The following is a 22,296-nucleotide window of genomic DNA, read 5'->3' as shown; positions in this document are numbered from 1 at the left end:
ACAGGCAGGCGGCGCGCGCACATCTTCAGAAAAGATGCATTCAGACGATAGCTTCTTGATCCGAATCAAGGTGCCCCGGACGCCCGCCGGGTATCCGGCGGCCGACGGCTCTGATTGGATGACGACGATGCTGAGACTCACCCTGCTGATCCACGCACTTGCGTCCACCGTCATCATGGGCGTCGGCATCGTCGCCGTACTCGTGATGGGTTTCGTCTCCGCCAAGGCGATCATAGCGGCCATCGTCATCGGCCTGATACTTGGCGTCCCCGTAGCGTGGCTGATTGCGCAGAAACTCCACGAGGGATGAATCGCCGACCAGAAGGTCGTTCGTAAAAAGTCGGATCTCTAAAGTCATGCGGCTCCCCGAATGGCCTCCGGATGGTCCTTTACGAAGTGTTGAAGTGTGAGAAACAGTTCCCTGGCATGATCCAGGTCGCCGTGCCGTATCGCCTCCCGCATATCCTCGCAGATCATCTGCTGCACCTTCTGCGGCCCCTTTGGCAGGTGCATGAGGTATTCGGCAAGCATGGAAGCGTCGAAATCGCCTATGTGCTCGTGTTCGGCGAGCGCCGCGATCTCCTTCCTCGAGAGACAGGTCATGTCCTCGATATCGTCTAGTGCGATCATCCTATCCTCCCCTTTCGGCTGATCACTGGGGAGAAAGTACCACATAAAGTGACGCGGCGTAATTAATCCATGACAACTGTCAGGCCGAAAGGTACGCCGCGACCGTCGCTTCGAACTCCCGCGGCCGGTCCGCATGCAGCCAATGCCCGGCGTCGGGGATCTTCGCGAATTGGGCGGCAGGGAACAAAGCTTTGATGTCAGAGCGATAGTCGGGCAGCACGTAATCCGACCGCGCACCGGACAAAAACAGCGTCGGGCCGTCGAAGCGTCCATCGGTCGCGGGCCACCCCAGGATTTTGTCCATCTCCTCGGCCAGCACGTCCAAGTTTAGCTTCCACCGCGGCGTCGGGGCCTTAACGTCCAGAGATTGCAGGAGAAACGAGCGCGTCTGGGAGTCCGGAACGGTGCGTTCCAGCGCCCGGTCGGCATCGCTGCGCTTCTTCAGTCCCTCGATCTCCAGCTCCTGCATCGCTTCCACCAGGTGAAGCTGCGTGTGGCTGTAGGCCACCGGCGCAATGTCCGCGACGATGAGTCGGCGGACGAACTCCGGCCGCGTCAGCGCCAGCATCATCGCCGACTTGCCGCCCATGGAATGTCCGAGCAGGTCGACATTTCCCCCATTCTCTTCAATCACTTGCGCCAGATCTTCGGCCATGTCCTCATAGCCGTGCGCCTCTGCCCGGAAGCTCTCTCCGTGGTTGCGCATGTCCACCGTCAGAACGGGCCGGTCGACCGACAGGCGCTTGGCCAGGACACCCCAGTTGCGGGCGGAGCCGAATAGGCCGTGGACGATCAGAAGGGGCCGGCCCTCGTCGGGGCCGTAGCGATACGTTGCGAGCATTGATTTACCAAGGAATCCTGAGGGTTGGCACCCTCCGTTGATTGACCGTTTTCGCCGGACGTTCAACGGGGTACAACGCATTCATGTTTGAAGTGTCGCTTCCGGAAACCAACGCCGCCCTCGCTGGGAAGATGCGTGAAAAGCTCGGCCTCGGCGGCGAGGACCGGCTGGAGGTCAAACTCCGCCGCGGCCGCCGCATCCTGCCGCGCGCCGTGAAGAAAGACGTCAAGTATCTGGTAGATATGGAGAAAATCTGCCTCCACCCGAAGCTCGCCCCGCAGGTTGACCCCCAGAAAACCCAGCGGGCGGAGGACAACCTGCGCCGCTATCTCGACAGCGTGAACGTGCGGGACCGGCGGATCGGGCAGGTCTTGGGCATCGTGGCCCCGCTGGCCTTCAATATTCTGGTGATCTTCGCCGCGGTCGTCACCTGGCTCGTCTGGCGCGGTCGGCTCTAGGCGGCAATCCCGCGCCAACCGACTGAATCGGCACCCCAAATGGCCGAAGGCACGGTCATTCCCCCTCTCACTGCGCCTCCCTCTCCTATCGGCCACCGCCACGGCGGAAACCCGCGCACCCGGCCCGCCGCCGAAGCCACAGCCGCCCCCGCGCTCGGGTGAACGCACGCATCCCAACCGCGAGTGATTCTGTCGGAGACAGCCCGACGGCCAGCCTCCTCGCGACGGCCGCCGCGCACGACGGCGCCCACCAGACCCGAACGATCCTCCCAAACGCGCCCGCGGACGCTCACCGCCATATCGCAGCCGTCCGGCGCCGTCCCTCCAGTTGTCCCAGCCACCGCCATCGGGCCCGCAAGTCCGCCTGGACCACCACAGACCGCCCCAACCCCGGTTTCCACACCGGAAACGGTATGCAGCGGCGTACGGCCACGGACACCCGAAGAACGCATCGACCGCGCCCGCCCAACGACGCACCCTCCAAGCGGGCACCACATACCGCCCCGTCCCCCCGGCTCAGCAGCCCCGGAGACCGCTTGCGCATGGTTGGCGGCGGTCCTAGATTGCGGCGCCGAAACGATACTGGACTTGCGTCATGCGCCGACTGATCCTGCCGCTCGTGCTGCTCACCCTTTCCGCCTGCGCCACCGTTCAGGGCGCCGGACGGGACATCTCCACCGCCGGTGATTTTGTCTCCGACAGCGCCCGGAACGTGCAGCAGCGCATGTGACGCTCAGGTCAGTTGCCGCGCCACCAGGTAGCTGACGGGCACGGCCGCGACAAAGCCGAGCACGGCCGCCCAAACGATGGGCGTCTGCGTATCGAGGCCCGCCACGAGCGCGGCGACGATGAATATGCCGGCCATCGAGGCACCAATCACGACGAAAAGCAGCAGGGCAAGGCGGAACATGGCTCCTCCGGGTCAAAGCGTACAATCGCGAAAACCCGTATCTGCGATACCTCTTTCTGTCCTTGACCTGAGTCAATGATCCGCCGGCGGCCCACCTGCACGCCCGCCAAGGCCGCACGCGCCCCTTCCCCAAGGCACAAAAAAAGGCGCGCGGTCTCCCGCGCGCCTTTCTGTCGGTCGCGTGACGGCTTAGCCGACCACGTTGTAGCCCCGGCCGCGCATACAGTTGCGGATCAGGACTTCCTTGTTCTGCTGCTGCTGCAGCGCGCCAGCGCCGATACCCGCGGCGGCACCCAGGAGGGCCGCGTCGCGCACGTTGGTGCCCTTGTTGTTGAACACGGCCGTCGAGCCGCCCGCGATGGCCGCGCCAGTGGCCGCGGTGGCGCCGGTGTTGCTGTCGAAGGCGCCCTGCTGTGCGGCAAGCGACTGGCAATAGGCCAGGTCGTTGGAATAATTCGGGCCGACGGGGCCGTCGATGACCGGCTGGTAGCTGGCACCGGAGTTTGCGCAGGCCGCGACCACCAGGATCAGCGGAATGGCGGAAAGAGATTTCAAGCGGATCATGGGGTAGGTCCCTTCAGCTCGTGACAATTCTTGTTAACGGCCCGTGGGAGCGGACCTTGCCAAAGTCTTAGCGCAATATTCCGCCGAGGGAACTGTTTTCCGTGCAATGTACGAACATCGGCGGTTGAACGCGCGTGACGCGAGGGCAGCATTCCCGGGCGATTACGCGGGGTTGGCGCCGGAAGCTGCGCCACGCGAGGGCAACGGCCCGACACATCGAACCGCCGGACCGCCGCCCTGTGCCCGGTCAGAGGCCGAGCGCGTCCATCGTGTTCGACAGATCGCCCTTCTTGCCGCCGGCGTTGGCGAGGCCCGAGCGTGGCTCGTCATTGCTGCCCTTCCCTTTGCCGTCGCCCGACGGATCGGACGCGTGGGCGCCCTGGTTGAAGCCGCCCGAGATGGCCCCGCTCGTCGCGTCGCCCCAGCTTCCGCCACTGCGCTTGCCCGGTGGGGTCTTTCCGCTGTCCGCATGGGCCGAGGCGGCGGCGAGCGCGAGACTGGCGGCGAGCAGAATGGCTGTCTTTGTCATGGGGTGTCCTCCCTCATTACATCCCCGGCGGTACCTTCGCACCACGCGACCCGTTTCCCAGCGCCGGGGCGTGCGGGACAGGGTAACACAGGTTGGGGGAAGTCCGGTAATCGGCCGATAAGGGTAATGGAACGGCGACCGGACGAACGACAGCGTCCGCCCTTTGGGGGCGAGCCGGGCGCTGCCCGGTATTCAAGCGAACCGGGCAACAAGCGTTCATAGTGATTGCCTTCATTCGCGAGGAATCCCTAAACGCCCAGATCAAAAAAACGGAATAAAATTTCCAATTTCTAAGAGCTACCAGATGTGGTAGCATTGGATCATTGCCTAAGGGAGATTAATCCATGATTTTGAAAGAGCGTGTTTTTTGGACAGTTTCTGCATTTGGAGCAATCGGCGCAATTTTGGGCTTCGGACACAATTTTATACAAACCCATTCTCTACCAGAGAACTGGATGATCGATCTACTAATTGTGTCTTTCCTTGGAGCCTTTTCCGGAGGCCTCTTCATTTTCCTGCTGGCAAATACGGATCGGGAAGATATCCCCCGTCTCGTTATTCTTGCAACTTTGAGCGGATTTTTCTGGAAACCGGTTATTGAAGCTGGGCAACTATATATTAACAAATCGCGCGAGGAGCAGCTTGCCACGAAAGCTTCCGACGCAATTCAAGAGATAGCAGAATTAAACAATGCAGCCTCCAACGGGATGATAGACAAACAAGAAGCGATCCAACGCTCACTGAAATCCGCTAGTGTAATAAGCGAGTCTCTTCACTCCATTGACAGTCAAAGCACGTCGAAGGCACTAGCAGCACAACTGGGATATCAGTCAACTCAGCTTGACCCAGAGTTCTTGAACGCAATCCAGGCAGTAGAGGGTTTAGATTTTTACAAGGGATCTAATCCGGACACGACTGTTGGTATAACACCACTACCATTTCAAATGACCGATCCGTCGAACCCCATTGGGGAAGGGTACTACAATGGCTCGATAAAGGGCCTTCTTGATGGATTTTATGGCACAATTGCTGACCCTCAGAAAAATGGTGGATAGGGGCAGCTGACTTTCGCGAACTTAAGAAGGCAATTCGCTCTCCATCGTGAGACCAGCCCGGGCCGCGCCGGAGCCTCCCCCCGGGAGGGCGCTTTGGCGATGGCAGTCTCCGCACAGAGCGCATTCGGGGCTTCACCATAAACCGCTGACCACAAGTGTCCCGAAGCGCCCACCCAGGGTCGGGCGCGCCCCTCGGCACTCTGTCCTGAGCGCTCCAGCGCCCCCTTTGGCGACGGTATCCAACGCACATACCGCGTCGCGGGCGTCACGTTGAACCGCCGCCCACACGCGTCCCGTACCGCCCACCAGCGCCGAGCGCGTCCCTCCGCACTGGGTCCTGCGCGCCCAAGCGATCCCTTTGGCGACGGTATCCGCCGCACCAAACGCGCCCGGAGGGTTATGATACACCTTCGACCGCACGCGCCCCGCAGGACCCGCCCAGCGCCGGGCGCGTCCCGCTGGTCATTCCTTGTGTGGAGGTCATTGCAGGCACCGGCGCGGGCGCCTTTCGGGGGTTCATTCGCGGCTCTCGAGTGTGCCGCCGTCCCCGGATGGGCGCCCCACGGGTAGGTCCGTCTCCCGCCGAAACGCCATCCGTGACCGTCCCCGTTCCGCGAGACAGCGTTAAGATGCGGTTAAAATGCCCGCACCAGACCTAATGATTTCAATGACTTGGATATGTCCCACGTGTGGGACACCGTGAGGGACGCCCGACCCGCCGGCGCCCCGTCAGCTGTCCATCTTCAGGGCGTTGATGAAGGCCTCCTGCGGGATGTCCACCTTCCCGAACTGCCGCATCCGCTTCTTGCCCGCCTTCTGCTTCTCCAGCAGCTTCTTCTTCCGCGTGGCGTCCCCGCCGTAACATTTCGCGGTCACATCCTTCCGCATCGCCGAGAGCGTCTCCCGGGCGATCACCCGCCCGCCGATGGCCGCCTGGATCGGAATCTTGAACATGTGGCGCGGGATCAGCTCCTTCAGCTTCTCGCACATCGCCCGCCCCCGCGCCTCGGCCCGGTCGCGGTGGACCATCATGGAGAGCGCGTCCACCGGCTCGTCGTTGACCAGGATCTGCATCTTGACGAGGTTGTCCGTCCGGTAGCCCGAGAGCTGGTAGTCGAAGGAGGCGTAGCCCTTGGTCACCGATTTCAGGCGGTCGTAGAAGTCGAAAACGACCTCGTTCAGCGGCAGGTCGTAGACGACCATGGCCCGGGCGCCGGCGTAGGTCAGGTCGAGCTGTATGCCCCGCCGGTCCTGGCACAGCTTCAGCACGTCGCCGAGGTACTCGTCCGGCACCAGGATCGTCGCCTTGATCCGCGGCTCCTCGATATGGTCGATATCCGCCGGGTCCGGCATATCCGCAGGGTTGTGCAGCTCCACCTGCTCACCGGACCGCATGTGGATCTGATAGATCACCGACGGCGCGGTGGTGATGAGGTCGATATCGTACTCCCGCTCGATGCGGTCGCGGATGACCTCCAGGTGGAGCAGGCCGAGGAAGCCGCAGCGGAAGCCGAAGCCGAGCGCGGCGGAGGTTTCCATCTCGTAGGTGAAGGAGGCGTCGTTGAGCGCCAGCTTCTCGATCGCCGTCCGCAGGTCCTCGAACTCGGCGTTGTCCACGGGGAAGAGGCCGCAGAAGACGACCGGTTGGGCCGGTTTGAAGCCGGGCAGCGGTTTCTCGCAGGGCTTCTTGTCATGGGTGATGGTGTCGCCCACTCGGGTGTCACGGACCTGCTTGATGGAAGCTGTGAGCACGCCGATCTCGCCCGGGCCAAGCTCGGCGATGTCGGTCATGGCAGGTTTGAGGACGGCCAGCCGGTCCACCCCGTAACGGGCGCCGGTCTGCATCATGCGGATGTTGTCGCCCTTGCGTATCACCCCGTCCATGACGCGGATCATGACGACAACGCCTAGGTAGGCATCGTACCAGCTGTCGACCAGCATGGCCTTCAGCGGCGCGTTCCGGTCACCTGTAGGGGACGGCAGACGGGTGACGATGGCCTCCAGAACGTCGGGGATGCCCTGCCCCGTCTTGGCGGAGATCTCGATGGCCTCGGAGGCGTCTATGCCGATGACGTCCTCGATCTGCTCTTTCACGCGCTCGGGTTCCGAGGCTGGCAGGTCGATCTTGTTCAGGACGGGGACGATCTCGTGGTCGGCCTCGATGGCGGTGTAGACGTTGGCGAGGGTCTGCGCCTCCACGCCCTGGGTTGCGTCAACAACCAGCAGCGAGCCCTCCACAGCCCGCATGGAGCGGGAGACCTCATAGGCGAAGTCCACGTGGCCGGGCGTGTCAATGAGGTTCAACACATAAGTATGGCCGTCCTTTGCGGGGTACTCGATCCGCACGGAGTTGGCCTTGATGGTGATGCCGCGCTCGCGCTCGATATCCATCGCGTCGAGCAACTGCTCCTTCATATCGCGCTCGGCCACTGTGCCGGTAAGCTGGATCAGCCTGTCGGCCAGGGTGGATTTCCCGTGGTCGATATGAGCAACGATGGAGAAGTTGCGAATGTGCGAAAGCTCGGTCATGGGCGGGATATGATTGGGTTTGCGGAGCCGGTCAAGATGGCTCGCGCAGCCGAAGCGTGTGCTCCGCGCACGCCTCTCGCCACCCGTGCGACCTGACGGCGGTGGCACCTCACCACCCGATCCCGCGAGGGTGCCGAAGCTCGCCCCACCCGGCGCTTCCCTGCCGCCGCGTGCGCGGGACGTTTGACTCGTGATCCGGCGGGCTGATAGGCAGAATGTCGCACCGCTTTTCAATTTAAGGAGGATCTGGTGGCCAGAGTACGCGCGGTAGACAGTTTTTTGATGAATGGTTTCAACCTCAATGTCGTTGAGGAGAACGCGACCAACTACTTCTTTTTCAACAACGACAATTGGACGTACTGGGGCAAGCAGTATCAGGACGCCTTCACCGTCCGTTTCCTTGAGAATTCGGATTTCCTTGAGCTGAGTTTCACCGGCGACAGGATCGTCGCCGACAAACGGGCCATGGAAACCACCGACAATGAGATGGTCGGTGGCAAGGTCACCGGCATGTTTCTTGGATACTGGGATTCGTCCAACAACTTCAACAAGATGTGGGCAATCCAGAACTTTACGTTGGCCGCTACGGACGTGACGGACGCGATGTCGACGTCAGGAACGCGGGACGACACCGCGCTTTTCCGGGACATCTTTTCCGGCCGCGACCGCTTCGACCTGAGCAGCAAGGCCGACTATGCCCTGGGCTTCGGCGGCAATGACAAGATGTTCGGCAACGGCGGCGGCGACTTGCTGGCCGGCGGCCGGGGCGCGGACCTGATCTCGGGTGGCAATGGGCGCGATCTCCTGTTCGGACAGGCGGGCGACGACATTCTCTTTGGCGGCAGGAAGGCGGATTCGCTGATTGGCGGCAAAGGGGACGATAGGCTCACCGGCGGACAAGGCCCGGATACGTTCCTGTTCGGCGACGGCGACGGCCGCGACGTGGTGGCGGACTTCACCGATGACGTGGACACGCTGTGGTTGTCTGCCGAGCTCTGGTCCGGAGACCTGACGGCCCGCCAGGTCGTGCGGGAATTCGCGGTCGTTCGGTCCGATCGGGTCGTGTTCAAATTCGGCGACGGCGATAGGCTTATCGTCCGGGATGTCGACCGCAAAGTTGACCTGATCGACGACATTCAGCTTTCCACCGACAGCGGCGACGACTTCGCCTGAGTACCCGGTTCGCCGCCGGAGACATTGCCCACGATCAACGACATCTCCTTGACGCCGGTATAAAATCCGACGTCGAGGAGGGTTGAACGATGGCAGAGGTTTTTGCATCCGGATCGCTCGATCTGACTGATTTCGACGCCAGTAGGATCTCGGACGGCTTTGTCGGCACATGGAAAGGCGGGCCATTCGTTTTTGAAGATCTAAGCTACGACCAGTACGCCGAGCTCCAGTGGATCTACCGCGTCGAATTCCTGTCGAGCGTCCTGCTCGGGAAGAACGTCGATTTCACCGATAACGGGCTCGTCGGGACTGTCTCCGCCTATTTCGAAGCGTACTGGCAGGACGGTGAGCCGTCCATCTACTGGGGACTTACGGGCATCTCGATGGATGCTGCGCGGCTCTTCCAGGTAAGCCGGACCGATGGCACGAAGGACGACATGGCGTTGCTGGAGGACGTGTTGTCAGGAGACGACCGGTTCGACCTGAGCGACTACCGCGACGTCGTCAACGGCTACGCCGGCAGGGACGTGATCGTCGGAAACGGCGGCGCTGATGTGTTGTCGGGCAACGCAGGAGCCGACAGGCTGCTCGGCGGCGTGGACGATGACGCCCTCAACGGGAATGGCAACGCCGACGTGCTGAAAGGCCAGCGCGGCGACGATGTGTTGCGGGGCGGCAGGGGCGATGATGCGCTTCTGGGCGGCCGCGGTCAGGACCGGCTGATCGGCGGGGTCGGAGAGGACGCTTTTCTCTATACCGAAAATGACGGCCGCGACGTGGTGGTGGACTTCGCAGATGACGTGGACACCCTCGTTTTCGCCGACTGCCTGTGGACTGGCGACCTGACGCGGCGTGAGGTGGTACGGACGTTCGCCACGGTCGAGAATGGCGATGTGGTGTTCGATTTCGGCGACGGCGATCGGTTGATCGTGCGCGACGTGACCTACAGGCGCGACCTTTTCGACGATGTGCGGATCGTCTCCGACCTGGGCGACGCGATCGCATGACGCGTGCCGGCATTCTGGGTACGTAATGCCCTGCTGCGCGGAGGGTTTGGCGCCGGCCCCCTGCCGGACTACCATTGCGGGGAAACATCCGCGGAGGACATCATGCGAAAGTTGCAGGCACAGGGCGTGCACCACATCACGCTGACGGGCGCCGACCGACAAACGTCGATCGACTTTTGGGAAGGCATCTTGGGCATGCCGTTCGTCTTTGACCAACCGAACCTCGACAATGCCGATGAAGGCCACCTCTACTTCGACCCGGGCGACGGCCGGCTGATCACTGTGTTCACCAACGAGTCCCGGACGCCCAATCCGCGCCGGACGCCGACGGAGCCGGGATGTGTGCACCACCTGGCATTCAACGTGAGCAAGGCCACCTTCAGCCAGGCGGTGGAACGGCTGGACGAGCGCGGGATCAAACACTCCGGGCCGAAGGATCGGGGCTTCATGGATTCCATCTACTTCACCGATCCGATGGGCCTGCTGATCGAGCTTGCCTGTTACCGGTTCGACCCACCGGTGGGCTGCACACATGCCGACGTGATGATCGAAGCGCACCGCATCCGCGTCGCGGCTGAGGACGACCATATCGAGGAAGTTCACCTTGCCGACGCCATCCAGTTACTTGTGGAACGGCGACAGCAGACCTTGTCTTCGAGCCGCGCACCGGCTGATCCGTACAGTCGCTGAGCGCACGGTCCGTCAAATCAGAAACGACAGGATGGCGCTCAGGGCCATGCCGGCCACCAGGGTGGTGAGCATCACCCTGAGAAACGAGATGAAACCGTAGATCACGCCGAGGGTGCCTAGCAGCAGGGGCAGCCAGCCCAGCCCGTTTCCCACCTCCACGAGGTTGAATCCCCAGATCAATAGCGCCAGGTTGGCCACGGCGATCGCCACGCGGAGCACAGTTGGCATCAGGGCGGCGCCGTCGCCATCCGGACCGTCGCCGGCGGATGGGTCCCAGTGCTGCTGGAGCAGCACGAGCCGCCGCCGTCCCTTCTCCGTCGCCGACCGAAGAGGCGCCGTCCAGCGGCCCATCTTCTCCGACCACGTCTCCCGCACGATCACCGGCTCATCGGTCAGTGTCTCGTCGGGAGAGGCGAAGCGCTCGGCGTGTGCGTTGAGGAACGGACCAGTGCGATCTTCAGAATGGCCGAGGTAGACGCCGTATTTGTCGAAATGATCGTAGGAAAGTCCCCCTTGGATGCTTTCCCGAATTTCCGATCTTCCGACGAAGTTGCCGTGTCCGTCGAAATGTTCATAGTAGTGCCCGCCTGACGGGCCGTTGCGTCGTTCCGTGTTCGCCATGACCGTCCCCGCCACTGCCGGTATGCGTGATCAGTCTATCCTATCTAACGCCGCGCGAAATTGGCAAAGTGGCGGACCTGTTTAAAGCTATGGCTGAGGAATTGAAACGACGGGGTGCCGCGAACTGCTGCGCCGATCGAGAAATGGGGAGGGCCAAAATGGAATGGGACGTCGTGAAGGTGCGGGTGCACGGCCGCGTGCAGGGTGTCGGATACCGCGCGTGGTGCCGGGAAGAGGCGGCCGTGCGTGGGTTGAATGGGTGGGTGCGCAACGAGTCGGATGGGTCGGTCACGGTGTTGATCGCGGGCCCGACGTCGACAGTGGCGGAGATGGCGCGGCTGCTGGAACACGGCCCGTCCGCGGCGCGGGTCACGGAGGTGGAATCGGCCCATCATTCGGGGAAAGTGGCGCAAGGATTCCGGATCGAGCTCTAGGCGGGCCGGACCCGGTTTCCGCCGTGCGTATGAAACGTCGCGTATGAAATTAACGTCCGGAGCAGGCGTTTGGCCGTTTCATGTCCCGGAACGGCGTTTCCCGATCAACCGCGGGCCGTTGAATTTCAGGTGTCTTTCTGGCAGACTTCCTCGGCGGGCACGCACCACGGCAAGATGGTCGGCCCCGACAGAAAAACCGAGGCAGAGCATTATGAAATTCCTGACACCCACCGTTCTCGCGGCGGCGCTCGCCGCATCAGTCAACGTCGTGACGGCCCCGGCGGCCGACGCGGGGTCCGCGATCGAAAGGGCCTGCATCCGCTCGAACCGGAGCGCCGCCACGCGGCCCCTGTGCGGCTGTATCCAGGGCGTCGCGGACCAGATGCTGACGCGCCGGGAGCAGCGCATGGCAGCGAAGTTCTTTCGGGACCCGCACCGTGCGCAGGAAATCCGGCAGTCCGACGACGCCTGGCACGAAGCATTCTGGAAGCGGTACAAGGCTTTCGGAACGACTGCTGGAAACGTCTGCCGCTGACGCGGGTGCGCGGGGCGCTTTTATCCGGCAGTGCCCCGCAGTTCGTCCAGCAGGCCCTCTGCGGCGCGCTCTATGAGCCTCAGGACCGCGTCGAAGCCCCCCTCCAGGTAGGGGTCCGGCACATCCATACGCCCTGAGGGCTCGTAGCTCAGCATCAGGCGCACGGGCGTGTCGCTTCCCGCCGGGCGCAGCGTCTCAATGTCCGCGAGGTTCTCGCGGTCCATCGCCACGATCAGATCGAAACGGTCGAAATCCAGCGCGCTGACGCGACGCCCCCTGTGGCCCGAAACGTCGTAGCCGGCCGCAAGGGCGGCAGACTGCATTCGGCGGTCCGGCGGCTCCCCGATATGCCAGCTGCCGGTGCCCGCGCTGTCGAGTTGGAGGTCCAGCCCCGCCCTTGACGCAAGCGTGCGCGTGATCGCCTCCGCCGCAGGTGAGCGGCAGATATTTCCCAGGCAGACGAATAGAATGCGCGGCGTGTCGGAAGATGTCGTGTCGGTCATAGCGCCTGCGTGCCCCGCCGCGCCCCGGCGGTCAAGGCCGTCGTTGCTCGTGGTGCCGGCGAAGTATGGCCGCGCGCGGCAGCCGGCATGCGGCTGCCTCGGCGGTGGACCGCCCATTGCCTTGCGGGCGCCCCGGATTGCAGACATGTCAGGGGTGGACATGGCTGCCAGGCGCCTCCGTCCGCGAGCGATACGAGAACGGTGCAGGGAATATCGGATGCGAAAGATCGTGATTCTAACCGGAGCCGGAATTTCCGCGGAAAGTGGCCTGGGAACATTCCGCGACGCCGGCGGGATATGGTCTCAATACGATCTGGCGGAAGTGGCGACGCCCGAAGGCTTCGCGCGCAACCCCGTTCTGGTGCACGACTTCTACAATGCCCGGCGCGCCAATGCGCGCGCGGCATCGCCGAACGCCGCCCATCTGGCCTTGGCACGCCTGCAACGCGAATGGCCAGGGACGGTGGTCGTGATCACGCAGAATATCGACGATCTGCACGAGCGCGCCGGACAGTCGCGCGTGATCCACATGCATGGGGAACTGGCCGGTGCGCTTTGCGCGGAATGCGGAGCGCATTGGGAGGCACCGCTGGTGATGCACGCGGAAGACCCCTGCCCGGAATGCGGCACGGCGGCGACGCGGCCGGACGTGGTGTGGTTCGGCGAGATGCCCTACGACATGGACCTGATCGAGCAGCACCTGTCGAGCGCCGACCTGTTCGCGTCGGTGGGCACCTCGGGTCAGGTCTTCCCGGCAGCGGGCTTCGTGATGCAGGCGAATGCGGCGGGGGCGGAGACGGTGGAGTTGAACCTGGAACCCTCCGAACTCAGCGGCATGTTCGACGCACGCCATGAGGGGCCTGCTACCCAAGTCGTGCCGGAGTGGGTGGCGAGGCTGCTGAGCAAAGGCTGAGGCCAGGATAGCGATCGATGTCGAGGGGGGCTGTCTGCCCCCCGGTCGGCCAAAGCCGCCCTCCCCCCGAGGATATTTACAGACACAAGAAGTCCTTTTGCGTGGCGATGACTGGCCAACACCGCACGGCGCCGCGCAGGGAGGGTGGCGTCGCGGGGCGGCAGCCCCGGCCGGTTCGCGACGGCCGGCAGCGCCGGCCCGAGCGGGCCGGCACCCCCTGGTCCGGCTATTGCATCGCGGCGGGTTGGCGCTTGAGGTCGACCGGGATGTCGAGCGTCATCTCCCCGGCCTTTTCGAAGGTCAGCGTCACATGGATCGTATCGCCGTCGTTCATCGGCCCGTTCAGCCCCATGAACATCACGTGGTCGCCGCCCCGTTTCAGAAGGTGGGTGTCGCCGGCTGGGATCGGGAACCCCTCCTCGACCTGGACCATCTGCATCACGCCATTCGCGTCAGAGATATGGGTGTGGAGCTCGACCCTCTGCGCTATGTCGGACGCCGCCGCGATCAGGCGGTCGTCCGTATCGCCGGTGTTTCGGATTTCCATGAAGGCGGCGCCGGCCTTGGCGTTGGCCATGGCCGCCCGGGCATAGGCGTCGTGAATTTCGATATCGGCGGCAGCTGGGCCGACCATGATGAGCGCGGCGGTGGCCGCGAGGAGTGTCTTGAGAACCATCTCGGTCTCCATCTGGAATGTTCGGATCTGATGCGTTGGGGCGGCTGGACGCCCGAGAGGTCAGACCGGAGGCGCGCGCGCGCTTCGGTTGCGCGGGACGGCCGCCACGGCGACGGATGCGCTCTGGGGCCAATCGTGCCAGAGGAGAGCGAGATCGGCCCGGGGCGCGGCTGGCGGCTGGACTGCGACGGGTGCCCAGAAGCCCAGGGCCGCGTCCGGGCAAAGCGTGTGTGATGCGACCGGGTTGCCGTCGGCGTCGACCGAGAGCGTGACGATGCCATTGCCGGTGCAGATCACCATCTGCCCGGCCACCGGGACCTGCCCACGCGCCATGCCGAAACCGAGGGCGGAAAGCCCCAGATTCAGGGTCAGCAGCAGAGAAAGCAAGCCCGAGCGAGTCATCCCGCGCACGGTAATTGGGCCCCGCGAAAAGGCAACGCACAAAAAGAAACAGCCCCGCCCGAGTGGGCAGGGCCGATTTGGCGTCGCCTTTGGCGTAGGTCAGGCGGCGGCCTGAGCCTTGGCGATGTCCTTCTTGATCTTCAGCGCCTTGGCGGACAGCTCTTCGTCCTTCGCCTTGGCGAGGAAGGCATCCAGCCCGCCGCGGTGATCGACGGTGCGCAGCGCGGCCGACGAGATCTTCAGCTTGAAGGAACGCCCAAGGGCGTCGGAGATCAGCGTGACATCCTGCAGGTTGGGCAGGAAGCGGCGCTTGGTCCTATTGTTGGCGTGGCTGACGTTGTTGCCAACCATCGGGCCTTTACCGGTCAGTTCGCAGACACGCGACATGGGATGGTCCTCGACGTTCGTATGACAAATAGGAGCGCACCCCGGGCCTGGGTCGTCGGCCGGGGCGCCCCGAATTCCGTCCGGGCGTTTAAGGCGATGCCGAAGCCGGTGTCAAGCCCATTCCGGCCAAGTGCGGCGGACCAGCGTGCGGCTCGCCCGTATCGCGTTCGGCGCGCTGCCTGCATCGTCCTGCCGCGCGGGCGGAAAGGGCATTTTCTCCCCGGCTTGAGGCTGGTCTAAGGGCCGCAGGAGGGCCGCGCCATGACAGATACGATTCCCGTCTTCGACGGTCACAACGATTTCCTGCTCCGGCTGTATCGCGCCCCGCAGAACAGGGGCCGGCTGTGGCTGGAGGGTGGCCCCGGCGGGCATATCGACCTGCCGCGGATGCAAGCGGGCGGTATGGCGGGCGGACTGTTCGCCATTTTCCTGCCCTCGCCCGCCTATCCCGGCGGCCCTGACACCCTGACCCGGATGCCGGAGCCACCCTTCACCATTCCTCTGCCGCCGCCACTCGAAGCGGGTGATGTGGCCGGTGCCGTGATGGCGATGTTGGGTCACTGGGCCTGGATGGAGCGCGCGGCGGGCGGCGCGTTTGCCATCTGCCGCACGGTGGAGGAGCTGCGTGCGGCGATGGACCGCGAGACGGTGGCAGGTGTGCTGCACCTGGAGGGAGCGGAGGCGATCGGGCCGGACCTCGATACCCTCCACGTTCTGCACGCGGCGGGACTGCGCTCCCTCGGGCCGGTCTGGAGCCGGCCCAATGCGTTCGGACATGGCGTTCCCTTCGCCTTCCCGGCCGGGCCGGACGTGGGGCCGGGGCTGACGGAGGCGGGCAAGGACCTGGTACGCGAATGCAATGCGCTCAAGATCCTCGTGGACCTGTCGCATCTCAACGCCGCCGGCGTAGAGGATGTCGCGGCGATTTCGGATGCGCCGCTGGTGGCCACCCACTCCAACGCCCACGCGCTCTGCCCCTCCCCGCGCAACCTGACCGACCGGCAACTGGACATGATCGCCGAGCGCGGCGGGCTCGTCGGGCTGAACTTCGGGGTTTTCTTCCTGCGGGAGGACGGGCGGGATGATCCGCAGTGCGGTTGGGAGCCTGTGCTGCGGCATCTCGATTACCTGATCGAGAAACTGGGGGAGGACCACGTCGGGTTCGGCTCGGATTTTGACGGCTGCGTGGTGCCGGATGTGCTGGGCGACGCGGCGGGGCTGCAAGGCCTGATTGGCGAACTGCGCAGCCACGGCTTCGACGAGCCATTGCTCCGCAAACTGGCCTGCGAGAATTGGCTTGGCGTGCTCAAGCGGACGTGGGGAGCCTGAGGCGGACGGTGGAGCGGGCGCGGCGCGCGGGCGCGCCCGCCCGCACGGCCCCGCGGCTCAGCTCCGAACGGCAGCTTCCCGCGCCAGGGCCTGGAAGCGCTCGAACAGATCGAAACGCCGCGCGTGCCAGTCCCGCGCCTCTCCGGCCGCCGGTTCGTAGCGGGCCGCGGTCGAGCTCATTGCTGCCATGGCCTCCGACATGGTCCCGAAGGCACCGGTCGCCTGCGCACCCAGAATCGCCGAGCCCAGCAGGACCGGCTCCTCCGTGGCGGGCGCGGCAACCGGGACGCCGGTGGCATCGGCGAGCAATTGGCGCACCAGATCGCTGCGGCCCGCGCCGCCGCTGATCACGATGGTCTTGATCGACGCTCCTTTATTCGCCTGCGTCTCGATAATCTGACGAAGTCCGTATCCGAGCCCGCAGATCCCCGCGACGTAAAGCGAGACGAGATCGTCGACGTCGGTCTCCATCCCGAGCCCGGCCACGACCGCGCGGGTGTAGGGATCGGCGTGGGGGGCACGGTTGCCGATGAACTCGGGGACCACGTGCTTTCCGTCGGCCAGCCGCGCAGCCGCCTCGGAAGATCCGGCAAGCTCGACGGCGCGCCGTGCGAGCCACGCCGGAAGCGACATGCCCTGCGCCCCTGCGGCCTCGGCGGCATCTGCCGCCGCGGGGTGGAATTGCAGGAGTTGGTCGATAGCGGCGCCGGCGGCAGACTGGCCGCCCTCGTTCAGCCAGGCGCCCGGGATCATGGCGGAATAATATGGCCCCCAGACACCGGGGACGAAGACCGGCTCGCTGGTGGTGGTCATGGTACAGGAGGAAGTGCCGAATACGTAGGCGAGGTTGTCCTGCGGCCCGCCTCCGCCCTTCGCGCCGACCGTACCGACACCCCCTGCATGGGCGTCTATCAGGCCCGCTGCGACCGCCGTGCCCGGAACGAGGCCCAGATCGGTGGCCGCCGCCTTCGTCAGACCCTCGCCCAGCGGCGTTCCGGGATCGACCACATCGGTCCCGATCCGGGCGAACCCCTCGTCGGCCAGCGCGTCCAGACCGATCTTGCGGAAATAGCTCTCGTCCCAGTTCCGTTCATGACCCATGTAGGTCCACTTGCAGGTGACGGTGCAGATGGAGCGCGCCTCGCTTCCGGTCGCCCGCCAAGTCAGGTAGTCCGTCAAGTCGAAGAAGCGCCAGGCCGAAGCAAAGGTCTCCGGGCGGTTCTCCTTCAACCACAGGAGTTTCGGCGTCTCCATCTCCGGCGAAATCCGGCCGCCGACATAGTCGAGCACCCGATGCCCCATGCCGTTGATCCGTTCGGCCTGTTCGATGGCGCGGTGATCCATCCAGACGATGATGTTGCGGTCCGGGTCCTCGCTCGGGCCAACGGGAAGCGGCACGCCCCCCTCCCCCAGCACGACCAGCGAACAGGTCGCGTCGAAGCCGATGCCAGCGATCTCGGCCGGATCGACCCCTGCCTTCGCAATGGCCTCCCGGGTCGCTGCGCAGACAGCGGTCCAGATCTCATCGGAGGATTCCTCCACGATCCCGCCGGGCGCGTGGTAAACCGTGACGTCCCTTTTGGCGGTGCCCAGCAGCGTGCCGGAGGCATCGAACACGCCGGCTCTGGCGCTGGCGGTCCCCACGTCCACGCCCATGAAGAATTGACCCATGTCGCTCTCCTTGCTTGTCACGGTGCGCCCGGTGCCGCCGCTCTTTACGGCCGCCGGATCGGCCGGGGCGCTCTGGCCCCGGCAAAGGGTCTCTGTCAGACCCGGTCGAAGTTGGTCGGCAGGACCAGCATGTCGCGGATGGTCACGTTGCGGCTCCGGGTGAGGATGTAGAGCACCGCGTCAGCCACTTCGCTCGCCTCGATCAGACTGCCGGACTCCTTCGCCTTGCGCAGGTTCTCCTCCGGCCAATCGGCCAGAAGCGCGGAGATGACGGGACCGGGCGACACTTGTGCCACGCGGATGCCATGCGGAATCATCTGGCGGCGCATGCCCTGAACGAAGCTGGTGATTGCCCATTTGGAGCCGGAGTAGACGGGCTCCCAGTAGGTCGGGAAGTGGCCGGCGATGGAGCAGGTCACGACGATGTCGCCGGTGCCGCGCTCCGACATATGCGGGATCACGTCGTGGACGTTCTTCATCACCGCGTTGACGTTCAGGCTGAGCATCCGGTCGATGGTTGCACCGTCCGTCTCGGTCAGATCGCCCCCGATGTAGGTGCCGGCGTTGCAGTAGAGGATGTCGATATGATCGACCTTCTCGAGGATCTCCGGCACCATCCGCCCGCAGCTTTCGGGGTCGATCAGGTTCGTCACCTGCGCGATGGCCTTTCCGCCGAGCCGGTCGGTGCACTCCTTGAGCGCCTTCTCGTCGTAGTCGACCATCACCACGGTCGCCCCTGCCTCCAGCAGCGCTTCGGTGGTCGCCAACCCGATGCCGGATGCGGCCCCCGTGATCGCGGCAATCTTGCCTTCGAGCGATTCAGCCATTTTCGTACTCCTTGTTACACGTGCTATCGAAAGGTGGGTCAGACGGCGAGGAAGCCGCCGTCGACCGAGATGACGGATCCCGTGATCATCGCGGCGTCATCGCTCAGCGCCATGGCGACGGCGCGGGCGACGTCCTCCGGCTCAGCGAAGCGCCCGAGAGGGTGGCGGACCATCATCGGCTCGCTCTTGGCGGGATCGGTCCAGGCCACGGCGGCCAGTTCGGTCATGGTGATGGTGGGCGCGATGGCGACAACGCGGATTCCGTGTGGCCCGAGTTCCTTTGCCAGGACACGTGTCGCGCCCTCCATGCCGGCCTTGGAGGCGGCGTAGCAGACGTGCTCGTTGAACCCGCGATGGCCCGCGATGCTGGAAATGTTGACGATCGCCCCGCCGCCGCCGGCCGCCACGCGCGCGAGCGCGAATTCCTGAGCGCAAATCAGGGACGCGCGCAGGTTGACGTTGAGCACCGCATCGCACCCCGCGTCGGTCATTCCGAGCACGGTTTCCAGAACGTTTATTCCGGCGCAGTTGACGAGATAGTCACACGTCCCCGCCTCCTTCATGGCCGACCGAACGGCGGCGGCGTCCGCGAAGTCGGCGACAACATACCGCGCACCGATTTCCTCCGACAGGCTCTCGAGTGTCTCGCGGGTCCGGCTCAGGCCGACGATCTGAGCTCCGCGCTCGGCGAGAAGCTTTGCCGTGGTCCGTCCGATGCCCTTGCCTGCGCCGGTGATAATGACGGTTTTGCCTTCGAAATCCATGGTGTCCCTCTCGAATGGACCGGGCCGGAAACGGCCGTTGGGGTGGTGCGAAGCGGCGTGAACCGGCTGTTGACCTGCCGGCCTCGCGCCGCCTTTTGCCGTGGCGGCGGCACGCGCCCGACGAGCGTCCATCCTGCGGAGGGTGCCGTGAAGCGTTGCCGAGCCACGAGGCGTGTCAGGGCGGGGCCGTTTCTGCCCCGGGGGTGGCCGGGTCCTGCGCGGGCCAGACCTTTGTCTTGGTGCGGGTCGGCGGGCCGAGCGGCCCGGCCGGACCCTTTCTGAGAGGGCTGTGGACGGGCGGGATTTCGACCAATCCGCAAGGCCGCCTCAGCGCCATTCCCGGCCGATGTAGATGGCCAGCAGAATAATGAAGCCCTTGATGACGTCCTGCAGGTACGGGTTGATCCCCATAAGGTTCAGGCCGTTGTTCAGGATGCCCAGCAGCACCGCACCGATCAGCGTTCCCAGGATCAAACCGCGACCGCCCGCGATGGAGGTCCCGCCCAGAACGACGGCGGCGATCGCGTCGAGCTCGAACCCGACACCGGCGTTCGGCTGGCCGCTCATCAGACGCCCGGTCAAGACAACCGCGGCAAAAGCCGAGGTCAGACCCGAGATCGCATAGATGGCTAGCTTCACCCGCCGCGTCTTGACGCCGGAGAGCCGCGCCGCGGTCTCGTTGCCGCCGATGGCATAGACGTAGCGACCGAACGGCGTGCGTTGCAGCAGAACCCAGGCGACGGCGTAGACGATGAACATCAGGATCACCGGCACGGGAATGTCCCACAGACGTCCGATTCCGAACCAGGACATCCACGACGGCAAGCCGCTGATCGGGTAGCCACCAGAATAGATCAGCCCGAGGCCGCGGGCGATGCCCATCGTCGCCAGCGTCACGATGATCGCAGGCATCTTGCCCCAAGCAACCAGCGCCCCGTTGAACAGGCCGAAGCCCACGCCCACGAGTAGGCCCGCGAGCAGCCCCACCACACCGGGCATGCCCATGTTCACCACCAGCCCGGCACAAATCGTTCCCGAAAGCGCCATGACGGCGCCCACCGAGAGGTCGATCCCGCCGGTCAGAATGACGAAGGTCATTCCCACCGCGAGGATGCCGACGATGGACACCTGCCGCAACACATTGAAGATGTTGGCCACGCTGAAGAAGTTGTCGCTCGCCAGGCCCATCAGGATGGACACGACGATCAGGCCCGCCAGCGGAAGAACCAGCGGCGAATGCAGGATCGTGCCGAGTTTCAGGGTCCTGCCGTTTCCTGCCTTTCCGGCAACGGCAGTGTTTGCGTCATGCGGCATGGTCTGGTCTCCCGGTGGTGGCATAGGTCATAACGGTCTCCGAGGTGATGTCCGCACCCTCCACGGTCGCGGCGATGCCGCCGTCGCGAAACACACACACCCGGTCGGACATGCCGATGACTTCGGGCAGTTCGGAAGAGATCATGACAATGGAATAGCCCTGCGCGGTGAATTCGCGCATGAGCAGATAGATTTCGGCCTTGGCGCCCACGTCGATCCCGCGGGTCGGTTCGTCGAAGATCAGGATCTTCATGTCGTGGTTGATCCAGCGGGCGATGACGACCTTTTGCTGGTTGCCGCCCGACAGGGTGTCGACCCGGCTCAAGGGGCCCTCGGCCTTGACGCTCACCTGGCCCATCGCGTCCTTCGTGCAGGCCAGTTCCTTCTTCAGATCGATGAACCAGGTGTTCTTGCGATACTTGCCGTAGTTGTTGAGCGATACGTTCTGCAGGATCGAAAAGCTCGTGATCAGTCCCTGTTCCTTGCGGCTTTCGGGCAGCAGGCCGATGCCATGGGCGAGCCCGTCGGCCGGTTCCGCGAACCGCGTCTCGACGCCGTCGACTTTCACCTTGCAGCGCGCAGCCGGATAGGCCCCCAACAGCGCGAGTGCGGTTTCCGTGCGTCCTGAACCGACAAGGCCGGCAAAGCCGAGAATTTCTCCCTCGCGCAGGAAGAAGGAAGAGATCGGGCCGCCCCGCTTGAGCTGCACCTCCTCGACCTCCAGCACCCGCGCCGCATCCGGCGCGATACCGGGCTTGGGTGGGAAGCTGTTCTCGATCCTCCGGCCGACCATCATTTCGACGAGGCCGTCGTTGTCCACGTCGGAGACGTTGCAGGTGCCGATATATTCCCCGTCCCGCAGCACGGTAATGCGGTCGCAGATCTGGAAGATCTCCTCCAGGTGGTGCGAGATGAAGACGATGGCCACGCCCTTCTTGCGCAGCTCCCGGATCACCTTGAACAGGTGCTCCACCTCAGACGGCGTTAGGGTGGCGGTCGGCTCGTCGAGAATGAGAATGCGCGCGTCGAGCGAGAGCGCCTTGGCGATTTCGACGAACTGCTGTTCGGCCACCGAAAGGGAGGCAACCGGAAGGTGCAGCGAAATGTCCACGTCGAGCTGTTGCAGGATCTCCTGCGCCCGGCGGCGCATGGCCGCGCGGTCCAGCAGGCCGAAGCGCGTCTTGATTTCCCGGGCGAGGAACATGTTTTCGACCGCGTTGAGGTACGGGATGAGGCTGAATTCCTGGAAAACAATCCCGACGCCAGCCGCGATGGCCTCGTCGTAGTTCGAGAAGCTGCACTCCTTGCCGTCAATGCGGATCACACCGTCGCTGTGTCTGATGATGCCGCAGAGGACCTTCATGAGTGTGGATTTTCCGGCGCCGTTTTCGCCGAGGAGCGCGTGAACCTCGCCCGCGCGCACGTCCAGATCGACCCCGTGCAACACCTCTATGCTGCCGAAGCTTTTCTTTATTCCCTTGAGTTCCAGCATGGTGCCCCCGCGACAGGATGGGTGAAAAGGCACCGCCCCCGC

Annotated in this window: 27 protein-coding genes; 11 read left to right on the top strand and 16 right to left on the bottom strand. The window is 64.4% G+C overall.

The features are described from left to right. Positions 1-127 precede the first annotated feature (127 nt). The gene (locus tag BM075_RS09375; RefSeq protein WP_143089850.1) at positions 128-310 is read left to right on the top strand and encodes a hypothetical protein; all 183 of its coding nucleotides are present in this window, start codon (positions 128-130) and stop codon (positions 308-310) included. Positions 311-354: 44 nt separating this feature from the next. On the opposite strand, the gene BM075_RS09370 is transcribed toward BM075_RS09375, so the two are convergent. After that, positions 355-630 carry a hypothetical protein gene (locus BM075_RS09370; RefSeq protein WP_093360417.1) on the bottom strand — a complete coding sequence of 92 codons (276 nt, stop codon included), beginning with the start codon at positions 628-630 and terminating at the stop codon, positions 355-357. Between the two features lie 79 nt (positions 631-709). Next, positions 710-1,471, bottom strand: a complete 762-nt coding sequence (locus BM075_RS09365; RefSeq protein ID WP_093360416.1) for an alpha/beta fold hydrolase — start codon at positions 1,469-1,471, stop codon at positions 710-712. Positions 1,472-1,554: 83 nt separating this feature from the next. Here BM075_RS09365 and BM075_RS09360 point away from each other — a divergent pair, with 83 nt between their 5' ends. Further along, a complete protein-coding gene (locus tag BM075_RS09360; RefSeq protein ID WP_093360415.1) occupies positions 1,555-1,929 on the top strand; it encodes a hypothetical protein in 375 nt (124 codons plus the stop codon). Positions 1,930-2,524: 595 nt separating this feature from the next. Then, a complete protein-coding gene (locus BM075_RS09355; RefSeq protein WP_093360414.1) occupies positions 2,525-2,659 on the top strand; it encodes an entericidin A/B family lipoprotein in 135 nt (44 codons plus the stop codon). Between the two features lie 3 nt (positions 2,660-2,662). On the opposite strand, the gene BM075_RS09350 is transcribed toward BM075_RS09355, so the two are convergent. The 3 genes from BM075_RS09350 to BM075_RS09340 form a co-directional block, all read right to left on the bottom strand. Continuing rightward, positions 2,663-2,839 carry a CTP synthetase gene (locus BM075_RS09350; protein WP_093360413.1) on the bottom strand — a complete coding sequence of 59 codons (177 nt, stop codon included), beginning with the start codon at positions 2,837-2,839 and terminating at the stop codon, positions 2,663-2,665. 189 nt (positions 2,840-3,028) lie between these two features. Then, a complete protein-coding gene (locus BM075_RS09345) occupies positions 3,029-3,403 on the bottom strand; it encodes a glycine zipper family protein (protein WP_093360412.1) in 375 nt (124 codons plus the stop codon). 247 nt (positions 3,404-3,650) lie between these two features. Next, entirely contained in the window at positions 3,651-3,932 is a 282-nt protein-coding gene (locus BM075_RS09340) for a hypothetical protein (protein ID WP_093360411.1), read from the bottom strand. 344 nt (positions 3,933-4,276) lie between these two features. On the opposite strand from BM075_RS09340, the gene BM075_RS24640 reads away from it, so the two are divergent. Next, on the top strand, positions 4,277-4,987 hold the full coding sequence (locus BM075_RS24640) for a hypothetical protein (RefSeq protein WP_218152846.1): 711 nt from the start codon (positions 4,277-4,279) through the stop codon (positions 4,985-4,987). Between the two features lie 729 nt (positions 4,988-5,716). Here BM075_RS24640 and lepA read toward each other — a convergent pair. After that, positions 5,717-7,516, bottom strand: coding sequence for a translation elongation factor 4 (gene lepA, locus BM075_RS09335; protein ID WP_093360410.1), 1,800 nt, complete (start codon positions 7,514-7,516; stop codon positions 5,717-5,719). A gap of 249 nt (positions 7,517-7,765) precedes the next feature. Here lepA and BM075_RS09330 point away from each other — a divergent pair, with 249 nt between their 5' ends. From BM075_RS09330 to BM075_RS09320, 3 genes are all read left to right on the top strand, one after another. Then, complete coding sequence (locus BM075_RS09330) at positions 7,766-8,689, top strand: calcium-binding protein (RefSeq protein ID WP_143089848.1); 924 nt, start codon at positions 7,766-7,768, stop codon at positions 8,687-8,689. Positions 8,690-8,778: 89 nt separating this feature from the next. Beyond that, positions 8,779-9,696: a calcium-binding protein gene (locus tag BM075_RS09325; RefSeq protein ID WP_093360408.1), complete on the top strand. Its 918-nt coding sequence runs from the start codon at positions 8,779-8,781 to the stop codon at positions 9,694-9,696. Positions 9,697-9,798: 102 nt separating this feature from the next. Further along, entirely contained in the window at positions 9,799-10,386 is a 588-nt protein-coding gene (locus BM075_RS09320) for a VOC family protein (RefSeq protein WP_093360407.1), read from the top strand. 12 nt (positions 10,387-10,398) lie between these two features. Here BM075_RS09320 and BM075_RS09315 read toward each other — a convergent pair whose 3' ends face one another. Then, the gene (locus BM075_RS09315) at positions 10,399-11,007 is read right to left on the bottom strand and encodes a hypothetical protein (RefSeq protein WP_093360406.1); all 609 of its coding nucleotides are present in this window, start codon (positions 11,005-11,007) and stop codon (positions 10,399-10,401) included. Positions 11,008-11,165: 158 nt separating this feature from the next. Here BM075_RS09315 and BM075_RS09310 point away from each other — a divergent pair, with 158 nt between their 5' ends. Further along, positions 11,166-11,441, top strand: a complete 276-nt coding sequence (locus tag BM075_RS09310) for an acylphosphatase (RefSeq protein WP_093360405.1) — start codon at positions 11,166-11,168, stop codon at positions 11,439-11,441. A gap of 211 nt (positions 11,442-11,652) precedes the next feature. Further along, positions 11,653-11,976 carry a hypothetical protein gene (locus BM075_RS09305; RefSeq protein ID WP_093360404.1) on the top strand — a complete coding sequence of 108 codons (324 nt, stop codon included), beginning with the start codon at positions 11,653-11,655 and terminating at the stop codon, positions 11,974-11,976. A gap of 20 nt (positions 11,977-11,996) precedes the next feature. Here the strand turns inward: BM075_RS09305 and BM075_RS09300 are convergent, their stop codons facing one another. Beyond that, positions 11,997-12,479, bottom strand: coding sequence for a low molecular weight protein-tyrosine-phosphatase (locus BM075_RS09300; protein ID WP_093360568.1), 483 nt, complete (start codon positions 12,477-12,479; stop codon positions 11,997-11,999). A 217-nt stretch (positions 12,480-12,696) separates the two neighbouring features. Here BM075_RS09300 and BM075_RS09295 point away from each other — a divergent pair, with 217 nt between their 5' ends. Next, positions 12,697-13,392 (top strand): NAD-dependent deacylase, encoded by a 696-nt coding sequence (locus BM075_RS09295; protein WP_093360403.1) that lies wholly within the window; start codon positions 12,697-12,699, stop codon positions 13,390-13,392. Between the two features lie 226 nt (positions 13,393-13,618). On the opposite strand, the gene BM075_RS09290 is transcribed toward BM075_RS09295, so the two are convergent. The 3 genes from BM075_RS09290 to rpmB all read right to left on the bottom strand — a co-directional run bounded on the left by BM075_RS09290 (position 13,619) and on the right by rpmB (position 14,857). Further along, positions 13,619-14,068: a copper chaperone PCu(A)C gene (locus tag BM075_RS09290; protein WP_093360567.1), complete on the bottom strand. Its 450-nt coding sequence runs from the start codon at positions 14,066-14,068 to the stop codon at positions 13,619-13,621. 60 nt (positions 14,069-14,128) lie between these two features. Beyond that, on the bottom strand, positions 14,129-14,479 hold the full coding sequence (locus BM075_RS09285; protein ID WP_143089847.1) for a hypothetical protein: 351 nt from the start codon (positions 14,477-14,479) through the stop codon (positions 14,129-14,131). 90 nt (positions 14,480-14,569) lie between these two features. Continuing rightward, the gene (rpmB, locus tag BM075_RS09280) at positions 14,570-14,857 is read right to left on the bottom strand and encodes a 50S ribosomal protein L28 (RefSeq protein WP_093360401.1); all 288 of its coding nucleotides are present in this window, start codon (positions 14,855-14,857) and stop codon (positions 14,570-14,572) included. Between the two features lie 261 nt (positions 14,858-15,118). On the opposite strand from rpmB, the gene BM075_RS09275 reads away from it, so the two are divergent. After that, on the top strand, positions 15,119-16,186 hold the full coding sequence (locus tag BM075_RS09275) for a dipeptidase (protein WP_093360400.1): 1,068 nt from the start codon (positions 15,119-15,121) through the stop codon (positions 16,184-16,186). A 57-nt stretch (positions 16,187-16,243) separates the two neighbouring features. Here the strand turns inward: BM075_RS09275 and BM075_RS09270 are convergent, their stop codons facing one another. From BM075_RS09270 to BM075_RS09250, 5 genes are all read right to left on the bottom strand, one after another. Beyond that, positions 16,244-17,857 carry an FGGY-family carbohydrate kinase gene (locus BM075_RS09270; protein ID WP_093360399.1) on the bottom strand — a complete coding sequence of 538 codons (1,614 nt, stop codon included), beginning with the start codon at positions 17,855-17,857 and terminating at the stop codon, positions 16,244-16,246. Positions 17,858-17,952: 95 nt separating this feature from the next. Continuing rightward, complete coding sequence (locus BM075_RS09265) at positions 17,953-18,684, bottom strand: SDR family oxidoreductase (RefSeq protein ID WP_093360398.1); 732 nt, start codon at positions 18,682-18,684, stop codon at positions 17,953-17,955. 38 nt (positions 18,685-18,722) lie between these two features. Then, positions 18,723-19,448 (bottom strand): SDR family oxidoreductase, encoded by a 726-nt coding sequence (locus tag BM075_RS09260; RefSeq protein WP_093360397.1) that lies wholly within the window; start codon positions 19,446-19,448, stop codon positions 18,723-18,725. Positions 19,449-19,775: 327 nt separating this feature from the next. After that, positions 19,776-20,762 carry an ABC transporter permease gene (locus tag BM075_RS09255; RefSeq protein WP_093360396.1) on the bottom strand — a complete coding sequence of 329 codons (987 nt, stop codon included), beginning with the start codon at positions 20,760-20,762 and terminating at the stop codon, positions 19,776-19,778. Then, the gene (locus BM075_RS09250) at positions 20,752-22,254 is read right to left on the bottom strand and encodes a sugar ABC transporter ATP-binding protein (protein WP_093360395.1); all 1,503 of its coding nucleotides are present in this window, start codon (positions 22,252-22,254) and stop codon (positions 20,752-20,754) included. The genes BM075_RS09255 and BM075_RS09250 overlap by 11 nt, the downstream gene beginning before the upstream one ends. Positions 22,255-22,296 lie beyond the last annotated feature (42 nt).

Origin of the sequence: Tropicimonas isoalkanivorans, assembly GCF_900112335.1 — a bacterium.
Taxonomy (GTDB): domain Bacteria; phylum Pseudomonadota; class Alphaproteobacteria; order Rhodobacterales; family Rhodobacteraceae; genus Tropicimonas; species Tropicimonas isoalkanivorans.
The sequence above is the reverse complement of the archived record's forward strand: the minus strand, read 5'-3'. Positions and strand labels throughout refer to the sequence as shown.